Consider the following 21,823-nt stretch of genomic DNA (forward strand, 5'->3'; position numbering starts at 1 on the left):
TATAATTGTCTGCCGGATTAAAAGTTACAATTCCTGTAGTTGTATTTAATGTCCAAACACCTTTAGCATCAGTATATGTTGTTTGAATACCTGGTAAAGCTGGATTTAAATCTACAGTAAATTGTCCCGCTCCATTTACTGGGGCAGTTGGATTACCGTCTTCATCTGTATCATTAGAAAGTACATTTACAGTACCGTCAGCACCATCTTCTGTTAAAGGAGAAGCACTAAGATCATCATCATTAGCAACCGGTGCGTGATTTACCGTTGCTGTAGCAGATCCTGAATTATTACCCGGAGTTGGATCATTCTGTCCTCCAGAAATAGTAGCAGTATTGGCATAAGAACCAGTCGCATTCACTTTTGCTACAATACTAAGGGTTGCACTTCCTCCATTTGCAAGATTTCCAATAGTCCAATTTGGTGCTAACCAGGTTCCTGTTGAAGGCGTTGCACTAACAAAAGTATAACCTGCGGGAAGCACATCGTTTACGGTAACTCCAGTAGCACTACTTGGTCCCGCATTAGAAGCAGTAATCGTAAAGGTTACATCACTCCCTACATTATGCGTACCTGTACTTACAGTTTTAGTAACCGAAAGATTAGTTTGTACTAAAGGTGTTGCTGTTGCACTATTATTTGCAGTATTTGTATCAGGATCATTTCCGGTAACGGTAGCTGTATTAGCATATGGTCCAGAAGCATTTACGGTTGCTACAATCGATAAAGTTGCACTTGTACCATTTGTAAGACTGCCAACAGTCCAGTCTGGTGCTGTCCAGGTGGTTCCTGTTGAAGGTGTTGCACTTACAAAAGTATAACCAGCAGGTAAAACATCATTTACCTTAACTCCGGTAGCTTTATACGGTCCATTATTTTTAGTTGTAATGGTAAAAGTACTGTTACTACCTACACTGGCATTAACATTATCGACTGTTTTTGTAACCTCTAAATCTATAGGACAAAGCGATGCTTCAAAAGTTCTGCTTGTTTCAGTAGGAGCTCCACAAGCATTTGCAACAGTATATTTAATTACCGCTGTACCTGCAGCAGTAAAATTTACTGTATTACCTGTTAAAGTTGCCGGACCGCTTACTACACTTAATGTACCACCGGCCGGAGTTGGAGTTAATAAAACAGGATCACCAACACAATATTTAGAATCTGGTCCGCCACCTGTAGAAGCAGATTGAATAGCTGGATTCGATTCGGCACCACAAATTTGTACGGCAGCCGTCGCAAAAGTATAACTGGCTTCATTAGTAGAGGCATTTGTACCGTCACCCATACTACCACTAATTCTATGACCTACATAACCAAATTTAGCTTCACAAGTTTTAACAATCATTGAGGTGTGACCTCCTGTTTCTACAGCAATAATATTATCTGCAGCAGTTAAACCGTTAGGAATAACAGGGTCACTGTTACCGCCTGTAACACCAAGTAATAAACCGTTGTTCGTACCAAATGCATAAATGTTTTTATTACTGTTAAGTACATTAATTGCACCATAGTTAAAATCATGTTCCTGTGGACTGAACCATTTAATATTGTTCATTACAGGACCCGTTGCAGAGTTATATCTAGGCTGAACCCATGCAAATCTATCAGTCGTTGTCCAATCCCCAAGTTGTTTATTACTATTTTTTCCTAAGGAATATAAATTACCATCAGTTGCCAAAATATAATAAGATCGTGTTGCAGAACTTCCTGACGAACCAATCATTTTTGGAGTTATTCCACTTGGCAATGTCATTTTTGCTGCTCTTGTCTGTGTCGTAAAGCCAGATGTATCACCTAATAATGAGCTAGTTCCCCATACATAAACACTGCCATCAGATTTTAATGCCATAAGACCATCAGCGCTTCCTCTACAGGCAACAACACCAGTTAAAAAAGGATTTCCGGTTTCTGAAGTTGTAACTCTATACCATGTTGTATTGTTTCCAGTTGCTCCATTACCCCTTGCATTTGGGATTTGTGAAATCACCCAAACATCTCCGCCACAAGTTGTTATAGCTAATGTTTTAAAAGTGGCAAACATCATTTTAACATCTCCGGGAGCCACACCTGTAGGCAAACCATTGGCATTACCGCCAATTGCAATTTTTTGAAAAACTGAACTTGGAGTAAGCGTAGCATCAATTACAGCACCAGCTTTAGACCAGGCATATAAACCATCTGTCGCTAAAAGAATACCCTGAACATTACTAGATGAATTACTTCCCAGCGCCACTTTCAAAGGAACAGCACCAGTAGTTAAACCTGGAAAATTTGCTTTATTTATTGTTTTTGGGGCTAACTCATTTCCAGTTCCATTATTTGCAATTGTTTCTCCCCAAGTCTGAAAAGAGCCATCTGCAGTCCTGACAACTGTTGTATGCCAGCTCGAAACAAAATTATCATACTCGATAGTTGCGGCATCATTATTTGAAGCGAATCCAAAATTTGATAAATCAGTAGTAGAACATCCTACTGGTGGTTTAGAACATTGAGCATTTGATATTTGGCTGAACGTGAAAAATACAAAAAACAAAAATATTGCTTTTTTAAAGTTCAGCATTTGATTTACGGTAGCGTAATTTTTTATCATATATAATACAATTATTTTATTATCTGACGAAGATTATAAGTTTGTACCTGATTATTAAAATCATAAAAATCAAACATCAAATAGGTTTCCCTACTGATCATTCCTGATACTTTATATTTTAATAATTGAACTTTGTTAGTCAGTATAATCTCCTTTTCAACTGGTTGGGCAGTAAGTGAAACCTCTAATCCGGTAACCGACATACCTGGTGCAGATAATTTTGTAATCGAAGTGTTTTTAGTTACAATTTGTACAGGAACAGTGATTATTAAATCGTTATAATTTCTCCCTTTTTCTAATTTTTCTGAAAACTGTATTTTAGAAAAATCAAAAGATAATTTAACAGGCTCAACTTTTATACGAAATCTTTCTGCATACATTGGATGAATACATTCGTCATCATGCTTTTTATTTTCCTGAAAATGAATGTCATATTCACCAGTTTCATCAAATACATAATTATTAATTTCGTTTCCGTGCAAATTGACATTAATATTGCTTTGAGAATTGGAAACGGTCCAGGATATTGAAGAATCAATATCTCCAAAATCAATTTTTTCACCAAAAGAAATCACTTTGTAGAATTGCGGACTCTGAAGGCTGAAATTGTTTTGAGCTGTAGATTTAAAACTCAGAAATAAAATAATAAATAAAAAACAGGCTAACTGTTTTTTGCTGTCCAAACAGACCTGAAGCCTGTTCAAACCTCTTTTTTTATTAGCCGATAAATTTTTTAAATAAGTAAAGTTCCCCATATGTAAATAATTAAAATTCTGTAAAATGTAATTCGGGAAAATAATTTATCCCTGAATATTTTTATGATTGATATCAAATTATAATGACGCAATCAGCATTGTTTTTTATCTAATAAAATCCGTTTTCAGCAGGCAAAAAACCATAACAATTTTACTACATACGTAAAGTGTGTAAAAAAGGTTTGTTGTCTGAGTTTTTTATTTTAATAACTGAAGGATGTAATTGAATAGAAATATCTGCTGCGAAAAATGATCTGATTACAGATTTAATTTCACTGTTATAATTTTCCTGAAAAAGAAGAAATGGAAAATAGGGATCACTAAAAGTATTTTTTGAGTGATTTTGATTACGTTTTAAACCATTCCACATATGCAGAATTGTAAGGCTAATTTTTTGATAATACAGAGATGAAAAATATAGTGATACAAATAAAACTATACATCTTATAAAACAATTGACCCTGCAGGTTGAAAACATAAAAACGAGATAATCGAAAAAGTTATTTTAAGCTGAATACCAAAATCAATTAAAACTGTTATAAAAAAAATTGCAATTTGGTAATAAGCCGTTAAACTCCACCATTACAGCAATTTATTTATTTCTATAGGTCTGAATATTATTTTTGGATCGTCAAATTTATATCAAAACATAACCTGCTAATGGTCAATTAGGACATTTTTAAAAAGAAAAATAAAATGATTTATTTTGAAAGAAAATATTTATTTATACCACTTTTTCTATTTTTATAAAACACTAAAAATCAAATAATTAATTTAAAACAGCAAAAAGTATTTTTTTTCAGTATTTTAGAAAAAATGAAGTCCGTTTTTGGAAAAAAAAATTTTGTGAAGATTAAAAACGCACCTCTGAAGGCAGTTGACCAAATCGTTTTTTAAAACTTGCAGCAAATCTACTGGCAGAATCATACCCTGTTAAAAGCGAAATATCCTGAATTTGAATATTCGAATTTTGAATTAACTGCATCGCTAAAACCATATTTTTTTCTTTATGATATCGCAACATCGAAAAGCCAAAAACAGTTTTAAAATTTGATTTTAATTTTGTGGGAGATGTATTTACTTCCTTTGCTATTGTTTCGATACCAAGAAATGGAAGATGCAGACTATGTAAGATTATTTTCTCGGCCTTTGCTACATTATGATAATCTGAATTGGTTAAGGAAACGTTATCCAATATACGGCTATCATCAAAAGAATTATTAAAAAACTCCGTGATCAGTTTCATTGATTTTTTCTTTAAAGCCGGTTTATCACTTTCAGTAGCATTTACATTTTCTATTGCATCAGATAATTCTTTGGCTAACGGATGAGCTTCCGGCACAATATCCAGCCAGGTATAAGAACCTTTGTTACCATCTAAAAACTTTTTGATCGCTTTTGACTGTTTGAATTTTTTTGAAGTAAAATTTTTACTGGCCCATTCCTTAGTTATGGCAAAACTGAAAAACTTACCGTTTGAGCCTTCATAAAAATAACTTGATATCTCAGTATCTGGCTTGCTAAAAGTCCAGCAGGTACTTAAAAGTGTTATTGGTGCAGCATCTTTTACCGGAAATTTATACTCAAACACAGAAAAAGTCAGTAAATAATATTCGCTTAAAACCTCTTTGTCATAATATGATTTTGTAACTAAATTTTCTTTGATATTCATGTACAAAGCCAAAAGCCAAAAACCATCTTCAATTTCCCTGTAATACATTTTGACTTTACAGAAAGAAGTTTTTAACGAAAGAAATTGTTTTAAAGGATTATGATTTATAATGGGAAGTTTTAATAAACTATCTACCATCATTTTAGGCGAATTAAATAAATAACGCAATTGATAAAGATCGTCTTTAAATAAAAAAAATGAATCTTTAATATGTTTAGTTACTTTATCCAAAGGCGTATATTTTAATTTATTACAGGAGTATATTTTACTAATTTAAAAATTTCATCGCACATTACAAGAAATAAATGCATAAAAAAGCCAGTAAAGATATTTTTACCGGCTTTTTCTATTTATAAAATTAGATAACATATTGTTTTACAAAAATTAAGAAAACCTACTAATCACGAGGTTTATTTGGTATCTTCGCAGTCCTAAAAGTAAAGATTATGAACTCAGAAAAAATTCTTGCCCGTGTGGTATGGTGGCGGTATTGGAAACAACTGCAACGCTCTCTTTACAGCGTAGGACACCTAAGCTATACGGGTTTTATATCCTTAAAGTAAAGATTATGAGTACAAACACCCTTTCAAAAGAAACCGAATTGCGTTTAAATGATTTCTTTAGCAATTCGATCGATCCTGAACTAATGGCAAAAACCATTAGAAAACTAAATTACGTTCTCGCCTTAAGCGTAATGCGAGATTGCGAAACCCTCGAAACCGAAAAAATAAACCTCGAACAAGGTTTTTACTGGTTAAACGAATTAGCAGAAATTTTAAATCCTTATCTGGATGTTGAATAATTAAACTTTTCAACGAACATTTAAAAAAATAATTTACCCGTATGGTATGATGGCGGTATTGGTAACAACCGCAACGCACTTTGTGGCGTAGGACATCTTAACATACGGGTTTTATATTTCTCCTTTTTTATGCCCGCGCGAGCATACCGCTCGTGAACGCAATCAAGATAAAACTATTCCAGATCAAAAATATTCCCTAAATGTTCTTCCATAATAAAATAGGGATTATCAGTTTGGGTTACAGCTCTCATATGTATTAAACTCGTTTTACTCATCATTCGCAACATTTGGCGGCGTTCACATTTTACAATCTTACCGTTTTCTTCGCGTTGTCCGGCAATAAAAGCACTTCGTCCGTGTGCACATAAATGATTGTTTACAAAAATAACATCGCCGGAATTTGGGATATATTCACTGTTTATAAGCTCTTTGGCCTCATTCCAGAACTCCTTCAAATTATACAAAGCCTCAGTAGTTTGTCCGGCATTTTCGTTGAATATTTGTTCAGCAGCATCAAAACGAATAAAAGGAAGTTCTCTATTCCCGTATAAAACAGATGCCAAAGGACCTGAAACTACTTGTTCATAATCATAATTGGCATCTTTGGGACATTGATAAATTGGGTCAAATAACTTTTCCATAATGGGGTTCATTTCTCCATGAGAACGAATCGAATATAAAGTCGACGGAACTCGTTCTTCATTTCTTAAATATAAAAAACTCAAAAAATCAGCCTGATTCAGTAAAAAAGCATCTTCAGTATGTACATACAAATCTGTTTTTGATCCTGAACCTGTTTGTGTTGCTGCCATTTTTTCATCCGGAATCACAGCATGCAAAAGACCTCCGCCCTTTCTCTGCGCATAATATTGCACTGGTTTTGATGGCACCGCACCGTGAAGAAGCGAACAAATAAAACCGTATTTATTCAGTTTTGCATAATCTGCTCCTTGCCAGTTTGGAGGTGTTGGTCCCAAATCATCCTGATCGACCTCTAAAAGTCCCTGAAATACAATCGCACCATACTGATTTGCAGAAAAATCAGTACCAAACTGACTTAAAATTCTGCTAATGCGTTCCGGAAGCAATTGAAATGCATGAAGATGAAGAGCAGCTATATAATCCGGGTTTTCATAATGGTCAAATGCCTTTACCAAAAGGTTGCCCACATTCGACAAAATATTCCTCTCCTGAGGCGTTATTACTACGATTAATGGTTTTGTAGGAATCTCAAAATTTAAAACTGTTTCTGCAGGTCTTTCGTCTGCAATAATTGATTGTGATTTCATTTTTTCAATTCGTTTTTTAGTTATTAAAAGATAGGGGTTGTTAAAAAATAAATCATTTGTAATCAATACTATACAAAAACACCATCAAAAACTGTTAAGCCAATATGTACGGGCATTCGTATATTTTTTTTCACATTTATTTTTTTTATTCAGATTAATTTATACATTTGTTGCGCACTATTTTTATTTATTCTAAATAATATTTACTTACAAATATATTTTTATTTCATTAAAATCAAAAGAATTTTCTTAAAAATTTTGAAAAAAATATGATAATTAGCAACGAAGCCAGTAAAATCAAGCAATCAGATTCTTCTGATAAATTAAAAAAGATTTCGAAGAATATTCGTAATAGAAGAAGCATATTCGCCAATGAGTTTGTAAAAAAAGAAATACCCAAAAACCTTCTCGACGAAATCCTGATTAATGCTACTTGGGCTCCAAATCATAAAATGACGGAGCCCTGGAGATTTATTGTTTTTAAAGGAAAATACCTCAAGCAATACGGAGAATATATGGCACATTATTACAAGGATTTTTATAATGAATTATCGCCTGAAGCCCAAAATGAGAAATTAAGTTATCTAAGAAACTATCCCTTAAATGCTGCCTGTATTATTGGGGTCGTAATGGTAAGAAACACTAAAATTGATCTCCCTGAATGGGAAGAGATCGCAGCAGTAGCATCTGCAGTGCAAAATATTGCACTTACCTGCACGGCACATAAAATTGGCAGTTACTGGAGTACCAAAGGCGTAGCGATAGATTATGTTGCTGAATTTGGTCTGGCAGAAAACGAAAAATCATTAGGTCTTCTCTATCTCGGTTATTATCCTGAAAGCTTAAAATCATCTAAAAAGAAAAGGACGCCTTTGTCTAAAAAAGTCATTTACCTCGAGTAAATAATAACTAAAACCCCTAAATAAATACCACTATGAATACCACACTAATCAATGAAGAAGTCGCTGAAAAAGGACTTTTGCCGGAACAGGATTTGTATAAAGACATTTTTCATCAGAATTCCGGTACTGAATATGCTCAAGCTGTAAAATTAGCACAAGAACGTGTCTCTAATTTTCTTAAAAACAACAAAAAGCCTTTTAGCGGCATCAGACCTGACGAAATCAGGTCAAAAGTCGAAGCTGTAGATTTTGCCTCGCCTCTGCCCGATTATGAAAGTCTGCTTGATGAAGTCGATGAACTCTATGTAAAACATGCCACGGCATATCACCTTCCGGAATATATTGCACACTTAAACTGTCCTGTCGTAATACCAGCATTGGCGGCAGAAGTATTGATAAGTGCTATAAATTCATCTCAGGATACGTATGATCAAAGTGCGGGCGGAACCTTTATGGAGCGCAAACTTATAGACTGGACAAGCGAACAAATTGGGTATACTAAAGGCGACGGTATCTTTACAGCCGGAGGTTCTCAAAGCAATTTAATGGGATTGCTTTTAGCCAGGGATTATTATTCGTTAGAATATCAAAAATGGAATATAAAACTGGAAGGTCTTCCTCCGGATGCTTCAAAATTCAGAGTTTTTGTTTCAGACAAAGCTCATTTTAGCAATCATAAAAATGCCTGGATTTTGGGTCTTGGAGAACAGGCAATTGTGCATGTTGGTGTGGATCAAAGATACCGTATGGATCCTGAAAAACTCGAAAAAGCAATTGCTCAGGAAATAGAAAAAGGCAATATTCCAATTGCGATTACGGCAACTGCCGGTACGACAGATTTTGGAAACGTCGATCCGCTAAAAGCTATTGCTGATATTGCAAACCGCAATAATTTATGGCTTCACGTAGATGCAGCTTACGGTTGCGGATTATTGCTGACCGAGAAACACAGACATCTTTTAAACGGAATCGAACTCGCAGATTCTGTAACAATCGATTATCATAAATCATTTTTTCAGCCCATAAGCAGCAGTGCTTTTATTGTAAAAGACAAACTGCATCTTAATATTATCAAGCATCATGCTGATTATCTGAATCCAAAGGAGCAGAACTACGATGCACTTCCGGCGCAAATCAATAAATCGATTATACAAAGTACACGTCGTTTTGATGCGCTCAAACTTTGGTTTACACTTCGTTATCTGGGCAAAGAAAAACTAGGACAGTTTACGGATACGATAATAGAAACAACCCAAAAAACTGCCGAAATCATTGAATCTGATGAAAACTTTGAGCTTTTATGCCATTCAGATTTAGGCGTTTTAGTATTCAGGTATCTTGATGGCCCGGCTGAATCTACCTCTTGCGAAGTGAACCAGTATATAAAAGAAAAACTCTTTTTTAGCGGAGAAGTTTTAGTCGCCAGTACAAAAGTAAACGGAGAATTCTATTTGAAGTTCACCATTTTTAATCCGCTTACAACCCTAAACGATATCAAAAACATTCTTAACCTTATTAAACAAAATGGAAATGAATACCACAGACTTAACTAATTTTCGCCAACTGGCAGAACAGGTAAATTTTAAATCCCTGATTAATTGTTACTGCAGGGAATTTAGTAATTGGAGCCGCTACGAAGGTATTCCGAAATACGATCAGACGCTGGCAGATTTTATGCAGACAATTGATCACAGCTCATTTCTAAGATTCGATTTTACTGCGATTGGTCAGGAAGTTTTTGCACCGCTGACTTATTTTTCTGAAAGTGGCGTTCACTCTTTTGGTTTTCCAATTGTATCGTGCACAATTGCATCTGATGAATTCAGAGAAATAAATCCAATGGAATTTCTTGAACTTGTGAGCGAATATGCTAAAACAGATTATCCTGATATCGATGCACTTCCTACGCAAAAACGTATGGAAAACAGTATCGATAATCTGGCACTTTATCTGGAACATTATAAAAACAGCGATCATACAGCCAATAGTCCTGAGCAAACATTTATTGCATCTGAGCAATCATTGATTTTAGGACACACGGTTCATCCTTTGCCTAAAAGCAGAGAAGGTTTTACCAAAGACGAACTGCTGAAATATTCACCTGAAACCGGAGGGAAATTTGGTTTGCACTTTTTCCTGATTCATCCGGAGAATGTAATAGAAAAAAGCGCTGCAGATTATTTGATTACAGATTATCTGAGAGAAGAAATCTTAAAATACGCAGATGCACATTCGAAAGAATTACTCGATTTTTATTCCAATTATAAAGTAGTTCCTGCTCATCCTTGGGAAGCTAATTATTTGTTAGATCAAAAGGAAGTAAAAGAAATGCAATCGAAGCAGCTTCTTTTTAGTTTAGGGCAATTTGGACCTTCGTACACAGCAACTTCATCTGTTAGAACCGTCTATAATGCTGAAAGCGAATGGATGTATAAATTCTCTCTGCATGTAAAAATCACTAATTCATTTCGCGTTAATTACCTCCATGAATTAAATCGTGGTTATGATGCAGCGCAACTCATGAAAACCAGTTGGGGAAAAGATATACAAAAAGAATATCCTCAAATACAGCTTATTACAGATCCTGCTTTTATCGCCGTTACTTATGATGATAAAATTATTGATGGTTTTAGTACAAGCGTTCGCCAAAATCCTTTTCATGGCGCTAATGCAAACAAAAATGTAACGATGGTTGCTTCTCTTTGCCAGGATGGCGTTCTGGGCGAATCACCAAGAATACTAAATCTTATCAATGAAGCAGCCAAAAGACAAGATGCATCTGTAACAGATACCGCCCTATCATGGTTTAAGCAATATCTAAATATTACTATAACGCCGCTTATTGGTATTTTTAATAAATACGGATTTGGATCAGAATTTCATCAGCAAAATATGTTGGTAGAATTTGATGAAAATCTTTTTCCGGCCAAACTTTATTTTAGGGACAATCAGGGTTATTTTTTCCGTCAGGGAAAAGTGGAAGAACTCGAAAGCCTGATTCCGGATTTTGGTAAAGAAAGCAGATCGTTTATTGCCGAAAGCAGAATTATTGACTTCTGGGGATATTATCTTCTGGTAAACCACTTGTTTGGCGTAGTAAATATTCTGGGCAAAAATAAACTGGCCGACGAAACGACACTTCTTAATCTTATTTATGAAGCTCTTAAAAATGAAGAAGATATCGATACTACAAGTATTGTAAGTCATTTTACCAATAGTGCAAAACTGGTTGTAAAAGGAAATCTGTTAACCAGTCTAAACAATATGGATGAAGCCAGTGCGCCAAGAACAAATCCTGCAGTTTATAAAAAATATCCTAACCCGCTAAACAAACATTTTTTCTCTAAAAAACTTATTAATCCAAAAGAGAATACGACCGTTTTCAGCCGCTTTTTCGAGAAAGAAAATGTAACTATAACCTTGCGTTCCGTAGATATTGACAAAGATATTGAGATGCTTCACGAATGGTTTCATCGCGAACATGCTTTGAAAATCTGGCAAATGAACTGGCCAATTCGCCAAATCGAAGCCTTTTACAGAATGTTACTTCCGGGAGATCATGGGCACAGTTTTATTGGTGAAGCAAATGGAGTTCCTACTTTTAATATCGAAGTATATTGGGCAAGCCGTGATATTGTTGGAGATTATTATGATGTTCTGCCGTCAGATTATGGAACACATCAATTTATCGCGCCAACAGATCCTAAACTAAAATACGGATCGCCGGCAACACAATCGATGATGGATTTTGTTTTTGGAGAACCAAAAGTTGGTAAAATGGTTGGCGAAGGATCTGTAGATTCTATTGCATCGATGATGAACAAAGCACACGTAGGTTTTAAAATCGAAAAAGTGATCGAAATGCCACATAAAAAAGCCAATCTTAACTTTTGCTACAGAGAATGGTATTGGGCAAAATTTCCTGCTGCCAAAGATTTTCAAAACAATACAGTTTCAGCAACTCAAGTTTAATTCATAAAAAATACCACAATGAGTACAGAAAAAATATACTCCGTAATCGGGATCGGAATTGGTCCTTTTAATCTTGGGCTTGCCGCTCTTATAGAACCTGTTGAAGAACTAACGGCACTGTTTTTTGATCAGTCAGAAAGTTTTGACTGGCATCCGGGACTTATGTTAAATAATGCGACGCTTCAGGTTCCGTTTTTAGGAGATTTGGTCACAATGGCGGATCCTGCAAATAAATACAGCTTTCTTAATTACATTAAAGAAAGCGGTCGTTTATACAAATTTTATATCCGAGAAAATTTCTTCATTTACAGACGAGAATATAACGAATATTGCAAATGGGTTGCAAATCAATTGCCAAATTGCAAATTCTCGCATAAAGTAGTTTCGATTGATTACGTTGATGATCTTTATAAAATAATGGTTATCAATACGCAAACTTGTATCACGGCTACGTATTATGCCAATAAAATTGTTTTAGGCACTGGAACTTCTCCACATATTCCAGACTTTATCGATCACGAAGTTTTACCAAATGTAATTCACGCTTCAAAATACCTGAATTTCAAATCACGTATTAATAAAAATGCAGCCGTTACTATTATTGGTTCCGGACAAAGTGCAGCCGAAGTTTTCCGTGATCTTTTGCCTGAAACTGAGAATGGTTTACAGCTAAAATGGTTTACGCGTTCATCTCACTTTTTCCCTTTAGATAATAAATCAAAACTAACGCTTGAATTGACTTCACCGGAATATGTAGATCATTTTCATAGTCTTTCTGATGAAAAACGAAAACAGCTTTTGGCGAGACAACACGGACTTTACAAAGGAATCGATCAGGAATTAATCAACGAAATCTTCGATAGTTTGTACGAAATGAGTTTAGAAGATAAACCTCTAAATGTAGAATTACGTTCGAATATGCGTCTGACTTCCGTTAACGAAGAAACTGACGGATCGTATAATCTGGATTTCATTCACACAGAATTAGACCAGCCTTTTGAAGATCAAACGGATTATGTAATTCTGGCGACAGGATATAAATACAAAGAACCGGGAATTCTTGCAGGAATCGAAAGCAAAATCCAACGTTTAGAAAATGGTTTATTCAATGTAAATCGCAATTATACTATTGACAAAAATGGTACGGATATTTTTGTTCAAAATGCTGAATTACACACACATGGCCTTTCGACTCCTGATCTGGGAATGGGCGCCTACAGAAATTCATGGATTATAAATCAACTGGCAAATCGTGAAGTTTATAAAGTCGAAAAACGAATTGCTTTTCAACAATTTGGCGTACAAAAAACCACGCAGGAATTGTCTGAAGCCAATGTTTTGGAATTAATAAACGAGTAACCAGTTGTGTATAATTCATAAAAAACATTTAACACATAGTCCTGACGGTCAATGTCGTTAAGTTAAGCTTTTTAGAGAATAAAATTAATCTCGCAAAGGCGCTAAGACGCAAAGGTTTAAGCTTCGCGAAATTTTTCTGAATAGGCTCCAGCTTTAGCTGGAGTTTATAAAAACCAATCTAAATGGCTTTACCCAAAAATACGCGATTTGGCTAAAGCCATCTAATTGTGTGCATTAAGTACCTCCAGCTAAAGCTGGAGGCTAATCAACAAACTAAAAAAAGCAATTAAATAATTAGAAAAACAACTAGGATGATAACCCCAGAAAACACATTCAAAGACGCACAGCATCTCAATTCAGCGACTTGGGATAAAGTAAATCGAAACCTACTCGCTAAAAGCATTGCTGAATTAATGCGTGAAGATGTAGCGAAACCACAAATAATAAACACCGACGAAAATGGTCTTACCCATTTTATATTAGAAACTGACAAAGAGAATATTTATTACAGTTTTTCTGCCTATCCAAGATTCCTGAATTACTGGCATATTATCAAAGAAAGTATTCATAAAATCGAAAATGAAGTAAAACTGGATCACGTTGATGTTCCAAATTTCTTTATTGAACTTCAGGAAACTTTCGGGATTAACTCTTTTACACTTGCCCATTATATTGAGGAATTGCTGCATACTTTATATGCCGATGCTTTTATTCATTCGAAACGTCGTTTGTCAGCTTCAAAGTTGGCCGATGCCGATTTTCAAACCATCGAACACAGTCTCGACGGTCATCCGTGGGTAATTGTAAACAAAGGCCGAATAGGTTTTGACTCTGAAGATTACGAAAATTACACGCCTGAATCCGGTCAAAAAACACAATTGGTCTGGATTGCTGCTCATAAAAACAGAGCAACTTTGCGCCTTCAAACGGATATGAATGATGAGACTTTCTATGAAAATGAAATTGGTTCTGAAAAAATAGAAACCTTTAGAAACAAACTAATTCAGTCAAAAGTAAATCCGGACGATTATATTTTTATTCCCGTGCATTTATGGCAATGGCAAAATAAACTGGTTATGCAATTTGCTAATGATATTGCGTCTAAACATCTTATTCCGTTAGAATTAACCGAGGATATTTATAGTCCGCAACAAAGTATTCGCACTTTTTTTAATCAAAGCAAACCCAACAAACATTATGTAAAAACGTCGATGTCGATCTTAAACACAAGTCACATTAGAGGTTTGTGTCCCAAACAATTGTCGATTGCGCCACGTCTTACAGAATATCTTAAAGATATACTTAGAAAAGACGAACACCTGCAAAAAATGGAAGTTGTGCTTTTAGGCGAAGTGGTTTCTGTTTCTTACACACATCCCAGTTACAGTAAAATTGTAAATCCGCCGTACCAATACAATGAGTATTTGGGTGCAATGTGGCGCGAGAGTCCTGTAAACTCCCTGAAACACGGAGAAAATCTAATGACAATGGCGGCATTATTATATGTCGACGATCATGGCAAAAGCCTTGTAGAAGAACTGATTATAAAATCAGGACTTTCTACAGAGCAATGGTTAAAAGCTTATATGAGAGCTTATCTTAAACCTGTGCTTCAAATTTATTATCAACACTCTTTATGCATCGATCCGCACGGACAAAATGTAATTCTTATTCTAAAAGATTACGTTCCAACGCGTATTGCTTTGCAGGACTTTGTGGGCGATATTTTGATTAATGAAGAAGGAAAGAAAAAGCTTCCCCAGGAATTTATCGACAATATGTTTGTGGCTTCTCCAAATCCTGAAAATGCGCCATTAACGATTCTTATTGCTGTTTTTGATGCTTTTTTCAGATACCTGAGTGATGTATTAATTACTTCAGCAAACTATTCTGAAACCTCTTTCTGGAATTGTGTTCACGATATTGTTTTAGAATATCAGCAGGAACATCCGGAATTACAGGATATGTTTGATAAATACAATTTATTTATTCCGGAGTTTAAACGTCTAATTTTCAATAGCCGACGTTTGTATAATGGTTACGAAGAAACGGTTGGTTTTCCACACATGAAAAAAAGCGGTTTTATTCCAAATCCGCTGCATCAGTTGATTCATGAAGAAGTACTAACAGAAAAAGAAAACGCATGAAAGAAGCTATTTTAAAAACACGCTCTTTTTTTGGTCTTCTAAGGCGTTCTCTTGCCGGAACCGAAAGTAATTTTACCTCCGGCAGCATCAACAAAACCATCATTTTGTTATCTGTGCCAATGGTTGCAGAACTTTTGATGGAATCCTTATTTGTGTGTTCAAACCTGTTCTTTGTGAGTAGATTAGGCACAAATGCGATTTCTATTGCAGGAGCAACAACCACTTTTATTACCTTTTGTTATTCGGTTTCAATAGGCTTGGGAATCGCAGCATCGGCAATGATTTCGCGAAGAATTGGCGAGAAAAAATTCAAAGCGGCAGGACAAACCGCCATGCAGGTTATTTATGCAACCACGCCAATTGCGATACTTATAAGTGTTATTTGTGCCATATGGACAACTGATATTATGAGTGCCATGGGACTTTCTGACGCTATGGTTCAGGAAGGAACAACTTACGGAATCGTCATGTTTGCGTCAAGCGGATTTCTGATTCTGCGTATTGTCATCAACGGAATATTCCGCGGTGCCGGAGATGCTTCTACAGCTATGAGAATCCTTTGGCTTTCGAATGCGCTAAACATTGTATTGTGCCCGATATTTATTTTTGGCTGGGGACCAATTCCCGCTTACGGATTACTCGGTGTTGGATTAGCAACATTAATTGCCAGGGTTATTGGTGTGCTTTATCAGGCATGGTTTCTTCTAAGACGCAAAACGGTTCTGAAAATAGGATTAGCACAGTTGGTATTTAATCTGGCAATTTTCAAAAGAGTTTTAAAACTCGCTTTTGGAGGAACGGTTCAGTTTATTATTCCGGCTTCGAGTTGGGTGTTTATGATCAAAATCATGTCACATTTTGGACCTAATGCGCTTGCGGGATACATTCTGGCGCAACGGGTAACTTCGATTGCGACAATGCCAGCCTGGGGATTAGGAAATGCAGCCGGAATATTAACCGGACAAAATCTTGGCGCCAAACAACCCGACAGAGCCGAAAAATCAGTTTGGAGAGCAGGAATGCTAAACATGGGGTTCTTGGTTTTAATTGGAATTTCGTGGATTTTTCTCGCTGTTCCTGTTGTAAAAATCTTTACAGATATTCCAGAAGTAATCTCATTTAGTACAAGGTACATTCATTTTATTTCTATGGCCTATATTCTTTTGGGATATACTATGGTAATTTCCAGGGCGCTCAACGCTGCCGGAGAAGTAAAAGTAGTCACCTGGCTTTATATTTTAATGTTTTATATCGTTCAGATTCCCCTCGCCTACGCTTTAGGAATTTCTTTTGAACTGGGATCAAATGGTGTTTTTACAGCCATTCTTGTTTCAGAAATTGTATTGGCTGTCGCCTGTATAATTGTCTTTAGAAAAGGAAAATGGAAGCATACTAAGGTTTAAAAAAAAAGTTTTACGCAGATTTTGGTGTGTTTTTGTCATTCCGAGGAACGAGGAATCTCCACAAGTAGCTCGACAATTTAAGAAAAATACTGTGCGTTAGTTTCTTGCGGAGATTCCTCGTTCCTCGGAATGACAATAAAATCCGCTTAAATCTTTTGAAAATCTGCGTGAAAAAAATCAATACATAAAAACAATATCAATTTAATTTAAATAAAAAAAAAATGAGTACAATAGAACAATTACACGGAGTATTTGCAAGAGCTTTTGAAATTCCTGTTGAAGCAGTAAACGACGAATTAGAATATCAGGCTATAGCCGAATGGGATTCTATGAGCCATCTGGTTCTGGTTGAAGAACTGGAAAGTACGTATAATATCGCTATCGAAATGGAAGATATACTGGAAATGGGAAGTGTAGCAAAAATTAAAGATATCCTTAAAAAATACGGATTCGAAATTAATTAAAACAACCTGTTAGACTTTTTAAACACATAGTTCCGAAGCTTTATTAGCAACGTTTTTGTCATTTCGACGGAGGAGAAATCTCCGTGAGAAGCTCGACAAAGATTGGATTCTCGTTGCGGATTTACTTGCGAGGATTTCTCCTCCGTCGAAATGACAAAGCCTTTGCGACTTTGCGAGAAAATTTTGCCGATACAATAGTCAAAAAAAACTTCACTTAATCACATTGGACTTTGGTACTATGTGTTAAAACATTTTTCAATAATTACACTTAACCGATTAAAATAGACCTAAACTTATGGAACTATACGATTTAATCCGAAAAAACGAAAAACTGATCTTTACAGATTCGGGTACAGGAATTTCAAAATCTATTGCAGAAATGCACCAATCCTTAGAAATAGAAAACCTTCGTTCTGTCGTTTTTATATACAATGATAATCAGTTGCCGGCAATAGAAACATTACTGAACTTTTATCAAAGCAGGTATACAATTGCTTTATTAGGTATGGGTTTACTGGAAGATTTTAAGGAGAATTTAGAACAAAAATATACTCCTTATTATATCTATGATCCAACCAGAACTGCTATAGAAGGTTATAGTGCGGTAAAAGCTTCGGATACGATTATATTATTTAAGCGCAATGTAAATTTAATTTATCCGATACATGCCAAAACTAAACTTCTTTTAAGCACTTCCGGAACAACTGGCTCACCAAAATTCGTAAGACTTTCTGATGCAAACCTGGTTCAGAATGCGAAGTCTATTATGGAATATATGCCTATAAAAACAGATGATGTGGTGCCTTTAAATGTGCCTATTAATTTTGTGTACGGCTTATCTATTTTTACAACCAATTGTATCAAGGCAAATAAGATTGTATGTACGGATAAAGATGCTTTTCAGAAAGAATTCTGGGCAGATTTTAAAAAATACGGTTATTCTACTTTAGGCGGAGTCCCTTATTTTTATGAAATGTTGTATAGTATTGGCTTTTTCAAAAAAGATCATCCGTCACTACGATATCTTACGCACACCGGCGGCATGTTAAACCAGAAACTCATCGAAGCAATTGCAGAATTCAGTGAGAAATTCGACAAACAATTCTTTGCTCAATATGGTCAGACAGAAGCTTGCGGAAGAATGGCTTATCTGCCTCCAAAAGATCTCCTGAGAAAAGGAACATCGATTGGGTTGCCTGTCAAAAATGGAAAATTTGAGATCGATAACGAAACAGATGAACTGATTTATATTGGTCCAAATGTATTTGGCGGTTACGCTAACATCAGAGCCGATCTTCAGTTTTTTGAACAACAGGAAAAACTTCATACAGGAGACAAAGCCAGAAAAGACGATGAAGGTTATTACTATATTGTAGGCAGGATAAAAAGAATTGTAAAATTATTTGGTGTGAGGCTCAATCTTGATGAAACCGAATTACTTTTGAAAGATGCTTTGGGCGGACAAACTTTTATTTGTTTAGGAATCAATGATAAACATTTAGCCGTTATGTACACAGACCAAAATTTGAATAAAGAGTTAATACTAAAAGTCTTAAAAGCAAAACTGAACCTGCACGCCAGTTCTTTAAAAGTAATTTTTATAGAGGATGTGCCACTTACACCAAACGGAAAAGTGAATTATCCATTACTTAAAGAATCGCTGGAAGTAAGTTATGCTTAGTTTAAATAGACTCTTGATTTAGCTGGAAATATTTAAAAAGAAAGGAAAAATTGGGCTTTAGCCAAAATAATAATTTTGGCTAAAGCCTTTTTATAATCAATGCTATAACCTCTAGCTAAAGCAGGAGTCTATTCAAAAAAAAACAAAAAATATCGGTATTCAGTATTCACTTCAGTATTCAGTATTCAGTATTCAGTCACAGTCTCAGTTTACAGTACTGAGACTGTAAACTGAGACTGTAAACTGAGACTGTAAACTGAGACTGTAAACTGAGACTGTAAACTGTGACTGTAAACTGTGACTATAACAAAGACTGTAGACTAAAAACTATACCCAAGAGCCAGATTAAATCTTGATCCGTTTCCTCTTGTGTAGTTGGCATTTGTACCATAAAACTGAGAAGTTGTAGTATAATAATCCTTATTTAAAAGATTTTCGATTCCTAGTTTTACCCTAATTTGCTCTGTAACTTTATAAGCAGTTGCTAAATTCCATAAATTAAAAGATTTTATTGGCCCTTCTCCAATCGCGTACGCTCCTTTTGCATTTGGCAGGAAAACATCGCGATCGCCCACACACATCCAGTATAGTTCTACATTTAATCTCTTATCACCATATTTTGCATAACCTGTTACTTTTGACGGAGGGATTCGGTTTGATTTTAAATAAATATCCGTAGGTCCGTAAAAATGTCCATCAGAATCTTTATCTCCTCTACCTTGTACATAGGCATAATTTCCACCAATTGTCAATTGTTTGATAATTTGATAATCTGCCTGAACTTCATAACCCCAAACTCTTTCCGGTAAACGTTCAGCAACTAAATAACCATCAACCTGAACCAGATTTGTACCCAATTTTGAAGTACTGAAATAATAAGCGGCACTTAAATTTAATTTTCCTAACTGACTGCTAAAACCGCCTTCATAATTATTAACGATAATAGGTTTGGTTTGTAGTTTTGATACTGCATCTTCTTTTGCATTGGTCAGAACCCTGCCTAAATCAAACACGGAGAAAGATTGAGAAAAACTCACAAAAGGGTTAAAAAACTTAAATCTTGAATATCTGATTCCTGTATTAAAAACAAAAGCATCATATGTAAGATCCCCGCCTTTTACTGCAATACTTCCTGCACCGTTTGCTCCAGTGGCAAGTGTATTATAATCATCAATATTTATTTTAATGTTTTCAGCACGTAAGCCTGCTTTTACTGTAAAATCGCTAAAAAGCTGTGTTGTCAATTGTGCATAAGGAGCCAGATTAACCATATTTATATTTGGTACCCAAACTCTGCCATCAACCAGTTTTTGATTGGTTTTGTCATTCAGCAAATCAAAACCATATGTTACATCTCCTGAAAAGTTTGAAGAAACTGTAAATGGTGAATTCAAATAAACCCTTAAACCTTTTTTAGCCGATGCTGTTTGAGATTGTCCGCTTCCGTAGAAAAAAGTAGAATTAGAAAATATCGTTAAAAAATCCTGAAAATATAAATTTGCCGTTAAAGACGTATTTCCAAAAATTTGCCTGTTTACATATTGCAGATTTGCATTGTGATTGTAACGTGTTCCTTCATCTACTCCTGGCCTGTTTCCTAAAACACCAATTGCAGGACTTACTCCGTACACCCCATTTTTAAGTATAAAATCAGAATCCTGATTAGAACTGAAGTAATTGTACATCAATTCTATTCTTTGCTTGTCTGTTAAATCGTAACCTGCTTTAGTAAAAATATTATAAGTTTTGGTTTCCCCCAATCCATATTCAGGAGAAATAACTTCTCCTTCTCCATCGCGAAAAACACCTGTTTTTTCATAAGTTCCACCAACGATATAATTGAATTTATTTATTTTTCCATAAAACTGCTGGTTAAATCTGTATCCCGCTGTACTATCTCCTTTTATGTTTCCGCTCGTTCCTGCCTCGCTGTATCCTGCAAATTTCTTTTGGGTTTTACCTGATTTTGTTATGTAGTTTATCAATCCGCCATCAGCCCCATTTCCATAAATGGCTGTTGCACCTTTGATCACTTCGATACGTTCGATTACAGATGGATCAATAGAACGAATTTCTCTTCCTGCAGATTTTAATGGTGTCGATTGCGGAATTCCGTCAATCAGAACCAAAGGATTTCTTCCGCGAAGTGTTTGCCCGTAATTTCCAGTATTGTTTGTTGCTGATCCTAAACCCGGAACTGCATAAGCCACGATATTGGCAATATTAGGACTCACGATAGATAAATCGTCTATATCCTTAGTATTAATTATGGTTACAGAAGAGGGTGTTTTTGATAAAGTTTCGACCTTTCTGCTTGCCGAAACGATAATTTCATCAAGCTGATCGCCGCTTTTTTCTGAAACCTCCTCAACTTTGCCTGAAAATTGTAATTGCAGGTTTACATCGGCTATTTCATTATTTACAACCGTAACTTGCTTTTCGATAACTTCATAGCCCGGCAAAGATACCTCCAAGGTATAAATGTTTTCTGCTACTTTATTAAATCTAAAACTGCCGTCGCTATTAGTAACCGTTTTGTATTTTGAATTTTTAAGAATAATGGTTGCTCCTGAAGCTGATTTTCTGTCAGAAGTAGTTATAGAACCTTTTATTTTACCACTGGTTTGTTGTGCAAAAGAAAAGACTGAAAATAAAAAGCTAATAATAAATAAAAAATGTGATGTTCTTAAACTAAGATATTTCATTGATTTTTAAATTTGGTTAGTATTTGTCTTTATTTAGAATGAATAAAAACAGCGCAAAAGTAAAAATTAATAATCGTTT

General features: G+C 35.3%; 14 protein-coding genes. 9 read left to right on the forward strand and 5 right to left on the reverse strand.

From position 1 onward, the window contains the following. From RC62_RS10495 to RC62_RS10510, 3 genes are all read right to left on the reverse strand, one after another. Positions 1-2,593: DUF11 domain-containing protein (locus tag RC62_RS10495; protein WP_055095177.1), on the reverse strand; the 2,593-nt coding region annotated here is incomplete at its 3' end. 11 nt (positions 2,594-2,604) lie between these two features. Further along, positions 2,605-3,348 (reverse strand): hypothetical protein, encoded by a 744-nt coding sequence (locus RC62_RS10500; RefSeq protein ID WP_055095178.1) that lies wholly within the window; start codon positions 3,346-3,348, stop codon positions 2,605-2,607. A gap of 853 nt (positions 3,349-4,201) precedes the next feature. Beyond that, positions 4,202-5,251: a helix-turn-helix transcriptional regulator gene (locus RC62_RS10510; RefSeq protein ID WP_055095180.1), complete on the reverse strand. Its 1,050-nt coding sequence runs from the start codon at positions 5,249-5,251 to the stop codon at positions 4,202-4,204. Positions 5,252-5,588: 337 nt separating this feature from the next. Here RC62_RS10510 and RC62_RS10515 point away from each other — a divergent pair, with 337 nt between their 5' ends. Then, entirely contained in the window at positions 5,589-5,822 is a 234-nt protein-coding gene (locus RC62_RS10515) for a hypothetical protein (protein ID WP_055095181.1), read from the forward strand. Between the two features lie 173 nt (positions 5,823-5,995). On the opposite strand, the gene RC62_RS10520 is transcribed toward RC62_RS10515, so the two are convergent. Beyond that, positions 5,996-7,111, reverse strand: a complete 1,116-nt coding sequence (locus RC62_RS10520; RefSeq protein WP_055095415.1) for a hypothetical protein — start codon at positions 7,109-7,111, stop codon at positions 5,996-5,998. A gap of 269 nt (positions 7,112-7,380) precedes the next feature. Between RC62_RS10520 and RC62_RS10525 the strand changes: the two genes are divergently transcribed. From RC62_RS10525 to RC62_RS10560, 8 genes are all read left to right on the forward strand, one after another. After that, a complete protein-coding gene (locus RC62_RS10525; protein ID WP_055095182.1) occupies positions 7,381-8,013 on the forward strand; it encodes a nitroreductase in 633 nt (210 codons plus the stop codon). 32 nt (positions 8,014-8,045) lie between these two features. Then, positions 8,046-9,566: a pyridoxal phosphate-dependent decarboxylase family protein gene (locus tag RC62_RS10530; RefSeq protein WP_055095183.1), complete on the forward strand. Its 1,521-nt coding sequence runs from the start codon at positions 8,046-8,048 to the stop codon at positions 9,564-9,566. Beyond that, positions 9,544-11,985: a GNAT family N-acetyltransferase gene (locus tag RC62_RS10535; RefSeq protein ID WP_055095416.1), complete on the forward strand. Its 2,442-nt coding sequence runs from the start codon at positions 9,544-9,546 to the stop codon at positions 11,983-11,985. Before RC62_RS10530 ends, RC62_RS10535 begins: the two co-directional genes overlap by 23 nt. A gap of 18 nt (positions 11,986-12,003) precedes the next feature. Next, positions 12,004-13,344, forward strand: a complete 1,341-nt coding sequence (locus tag RC62_RS10540; protein WP_055095184.1) for a lysine N(6)-hydroxylase/L-ornithine N(5)-oxygenase family protein — start codon at positions 12,004-12,006, stop codon at positions 13,342-13,344. A gap of 311 nt (positions 13,345-13,655) precedes the next feature. Beyond that, positions 13,656-15,491 (forward strand): IucA/IucC family protein, encoded by a 1,836-nt coding sequence (locus RC62_RS10545; RefSeq protein ID WP_055095185.1) that lies wholly within the window; start codon positions 13,656-13,658, stop codon positions 15,489-15,491. Next, on the forward strand, positions 15,488-16,894 hold the full coding sequence (locus RC62_RS10550; protein WP_055095186.1) for an MATE family efflux transporter: 1,407 nt from the start codon (positions 15,488-15,490) through the stop codon (positions 16,892-16,894). Before RC62_RS10545 ends, RC62_RS10550 begins: the two co-directional genes overlap by 4 nt. Before the next feature lie 221 nt (positions 16,895-17,115). Beyond that, positions 17,116-17,358, forward strand: coding sequence for an acyl carrier protein (locus RC62_RS10555; RefSeq protein ID WP_055095187.1), 243 nt, complete (start codon positions 17,116-17,118; stop codon positions 17,356-17,358). Positions 17,359-17,653: 295 nt separating this feature from the next. Then, positions 17,654-19,039: an AMP-binding protein gene (locus RC62_RS10560; protein WP_055095188.1), complete on the forward strand. Its 1,386-nt coding sequence runs from the start codon at positions 17,654-17,656 to the stop codon at positions 19,037-19,039. A 320-nt stretch (positions 19,040-19,359) separates the two neighbouring features. Here RC62_RS10560 and RC62_RS23180 read toward each other — a convergent pair whose 3' ends face one another. Further along, positions 19,360-21,744 (reverse strand): TonB-dependent receptor, encoded by a 2,385-nt coding sequence (locus tag RC62_RS23180; RefSeq protein WP_055095189.1) that lies wholly within the window; start codon positions 21,742-21,744, stop codon positions 19,360-19,362. Between the last annotated feature and the right edge of the window lie 79 nt (positions 21,745-21,823).

This window comes from Flavobacterium aquidurense, from assembly GCF_001404985.1.
Lineage (GTDB): Bacteria > Bacteroidota > Bacteroidia > Flavobacteriales > Flavobacteriaceae > Flavobacterium > Flavobacterium aquidurense_B.

Excerpts from the sequence above, each read along its gene's own strand:
- RC62_RS10500 (WP_055095178.1), bottom strand. The coding sequence starts at position 3,348 with ATGGGGAACTTTACTTATTTAAAAAATTTATCGGCTAATAAAAAAAGA.
- RC62_RS10515 (WP_055095181.1), top strand. The coding sequence starts at position 5,589 with ATGAGTACAAACACCCTTTCAAAAGAAACCGAATTGCGTTTAAATGAT.
- RC62_RS10520 (WP_055095415.1), bottom strand. The coding sequence starts at position 7,111 with ATGAAATCACAATCAATTATTGCAGACGAAAGACCTGCAGAAACAGTT.
- RC62_RS10525 (WP_055095182.1), top strand. The coding sequence starts at position 7,381 with ATGATAATTAGCAACGAAGCCAGTAAAATCAAGCAATCAGATTCTTCT.
- RC62_RS10530 (WP_055095183.1), top strand. The coding sequence starts at position 8,046 with ATGAATACCACACTAATCAATGAAGAAGTCGCTGAAAAAGGACTTTTG.
- RC62_RS10535 (WP_055095416.1), top strand. The coding sequence starts at position 9,544 with ATGAATACCACAGACTTAACTAATTTTCGCCAACTGGCAGAACAGGTA.
- RC62_RS10540 (WP_055095184.1), top strand. The coding sequence starts at position 12,004 with ATGAGTACAGAAAAAATATACTCCGTAATCGGGATCGGAATTGGTCCT.
- RC62_RS10545 (WP_055095185.1), top strand. The coding sequence starts at position 13,656 with ATGATAACCCCAGAAAACACATTCAAAGACGCACAGCATCTCAATTCA.
- RC62_RS10550 (WP_055095186.1), top strand. The coding sequence starts at position 15,488 with ATGAAAGAAGCTATTTTAAAAACACGCTCTTTTTTTGGTCTTCTAAGG.
- RC62_RS10555 (WP_055095187.1), top strand. The coding sequence starts at position 17,116 with ATGAGTACAATAGAACAATTACACGGAGTATTTGCAAGAGCTTTTGAA.
- RC62_RS10560 (WP_055095188.1), top strand. The coding sequence starts at position 17,654 with ATGGAACTATACGATTTAATCCGAAAAAACGAAAAACTGATCTTTACA.
- RC62_RS23180 (WP_055095189.1), bottom strand. The coding sequence starts at position 21,744 with ATGAAATATCTTAGTTTAAGAACATCACATTTTTTATTTATTATTAGC.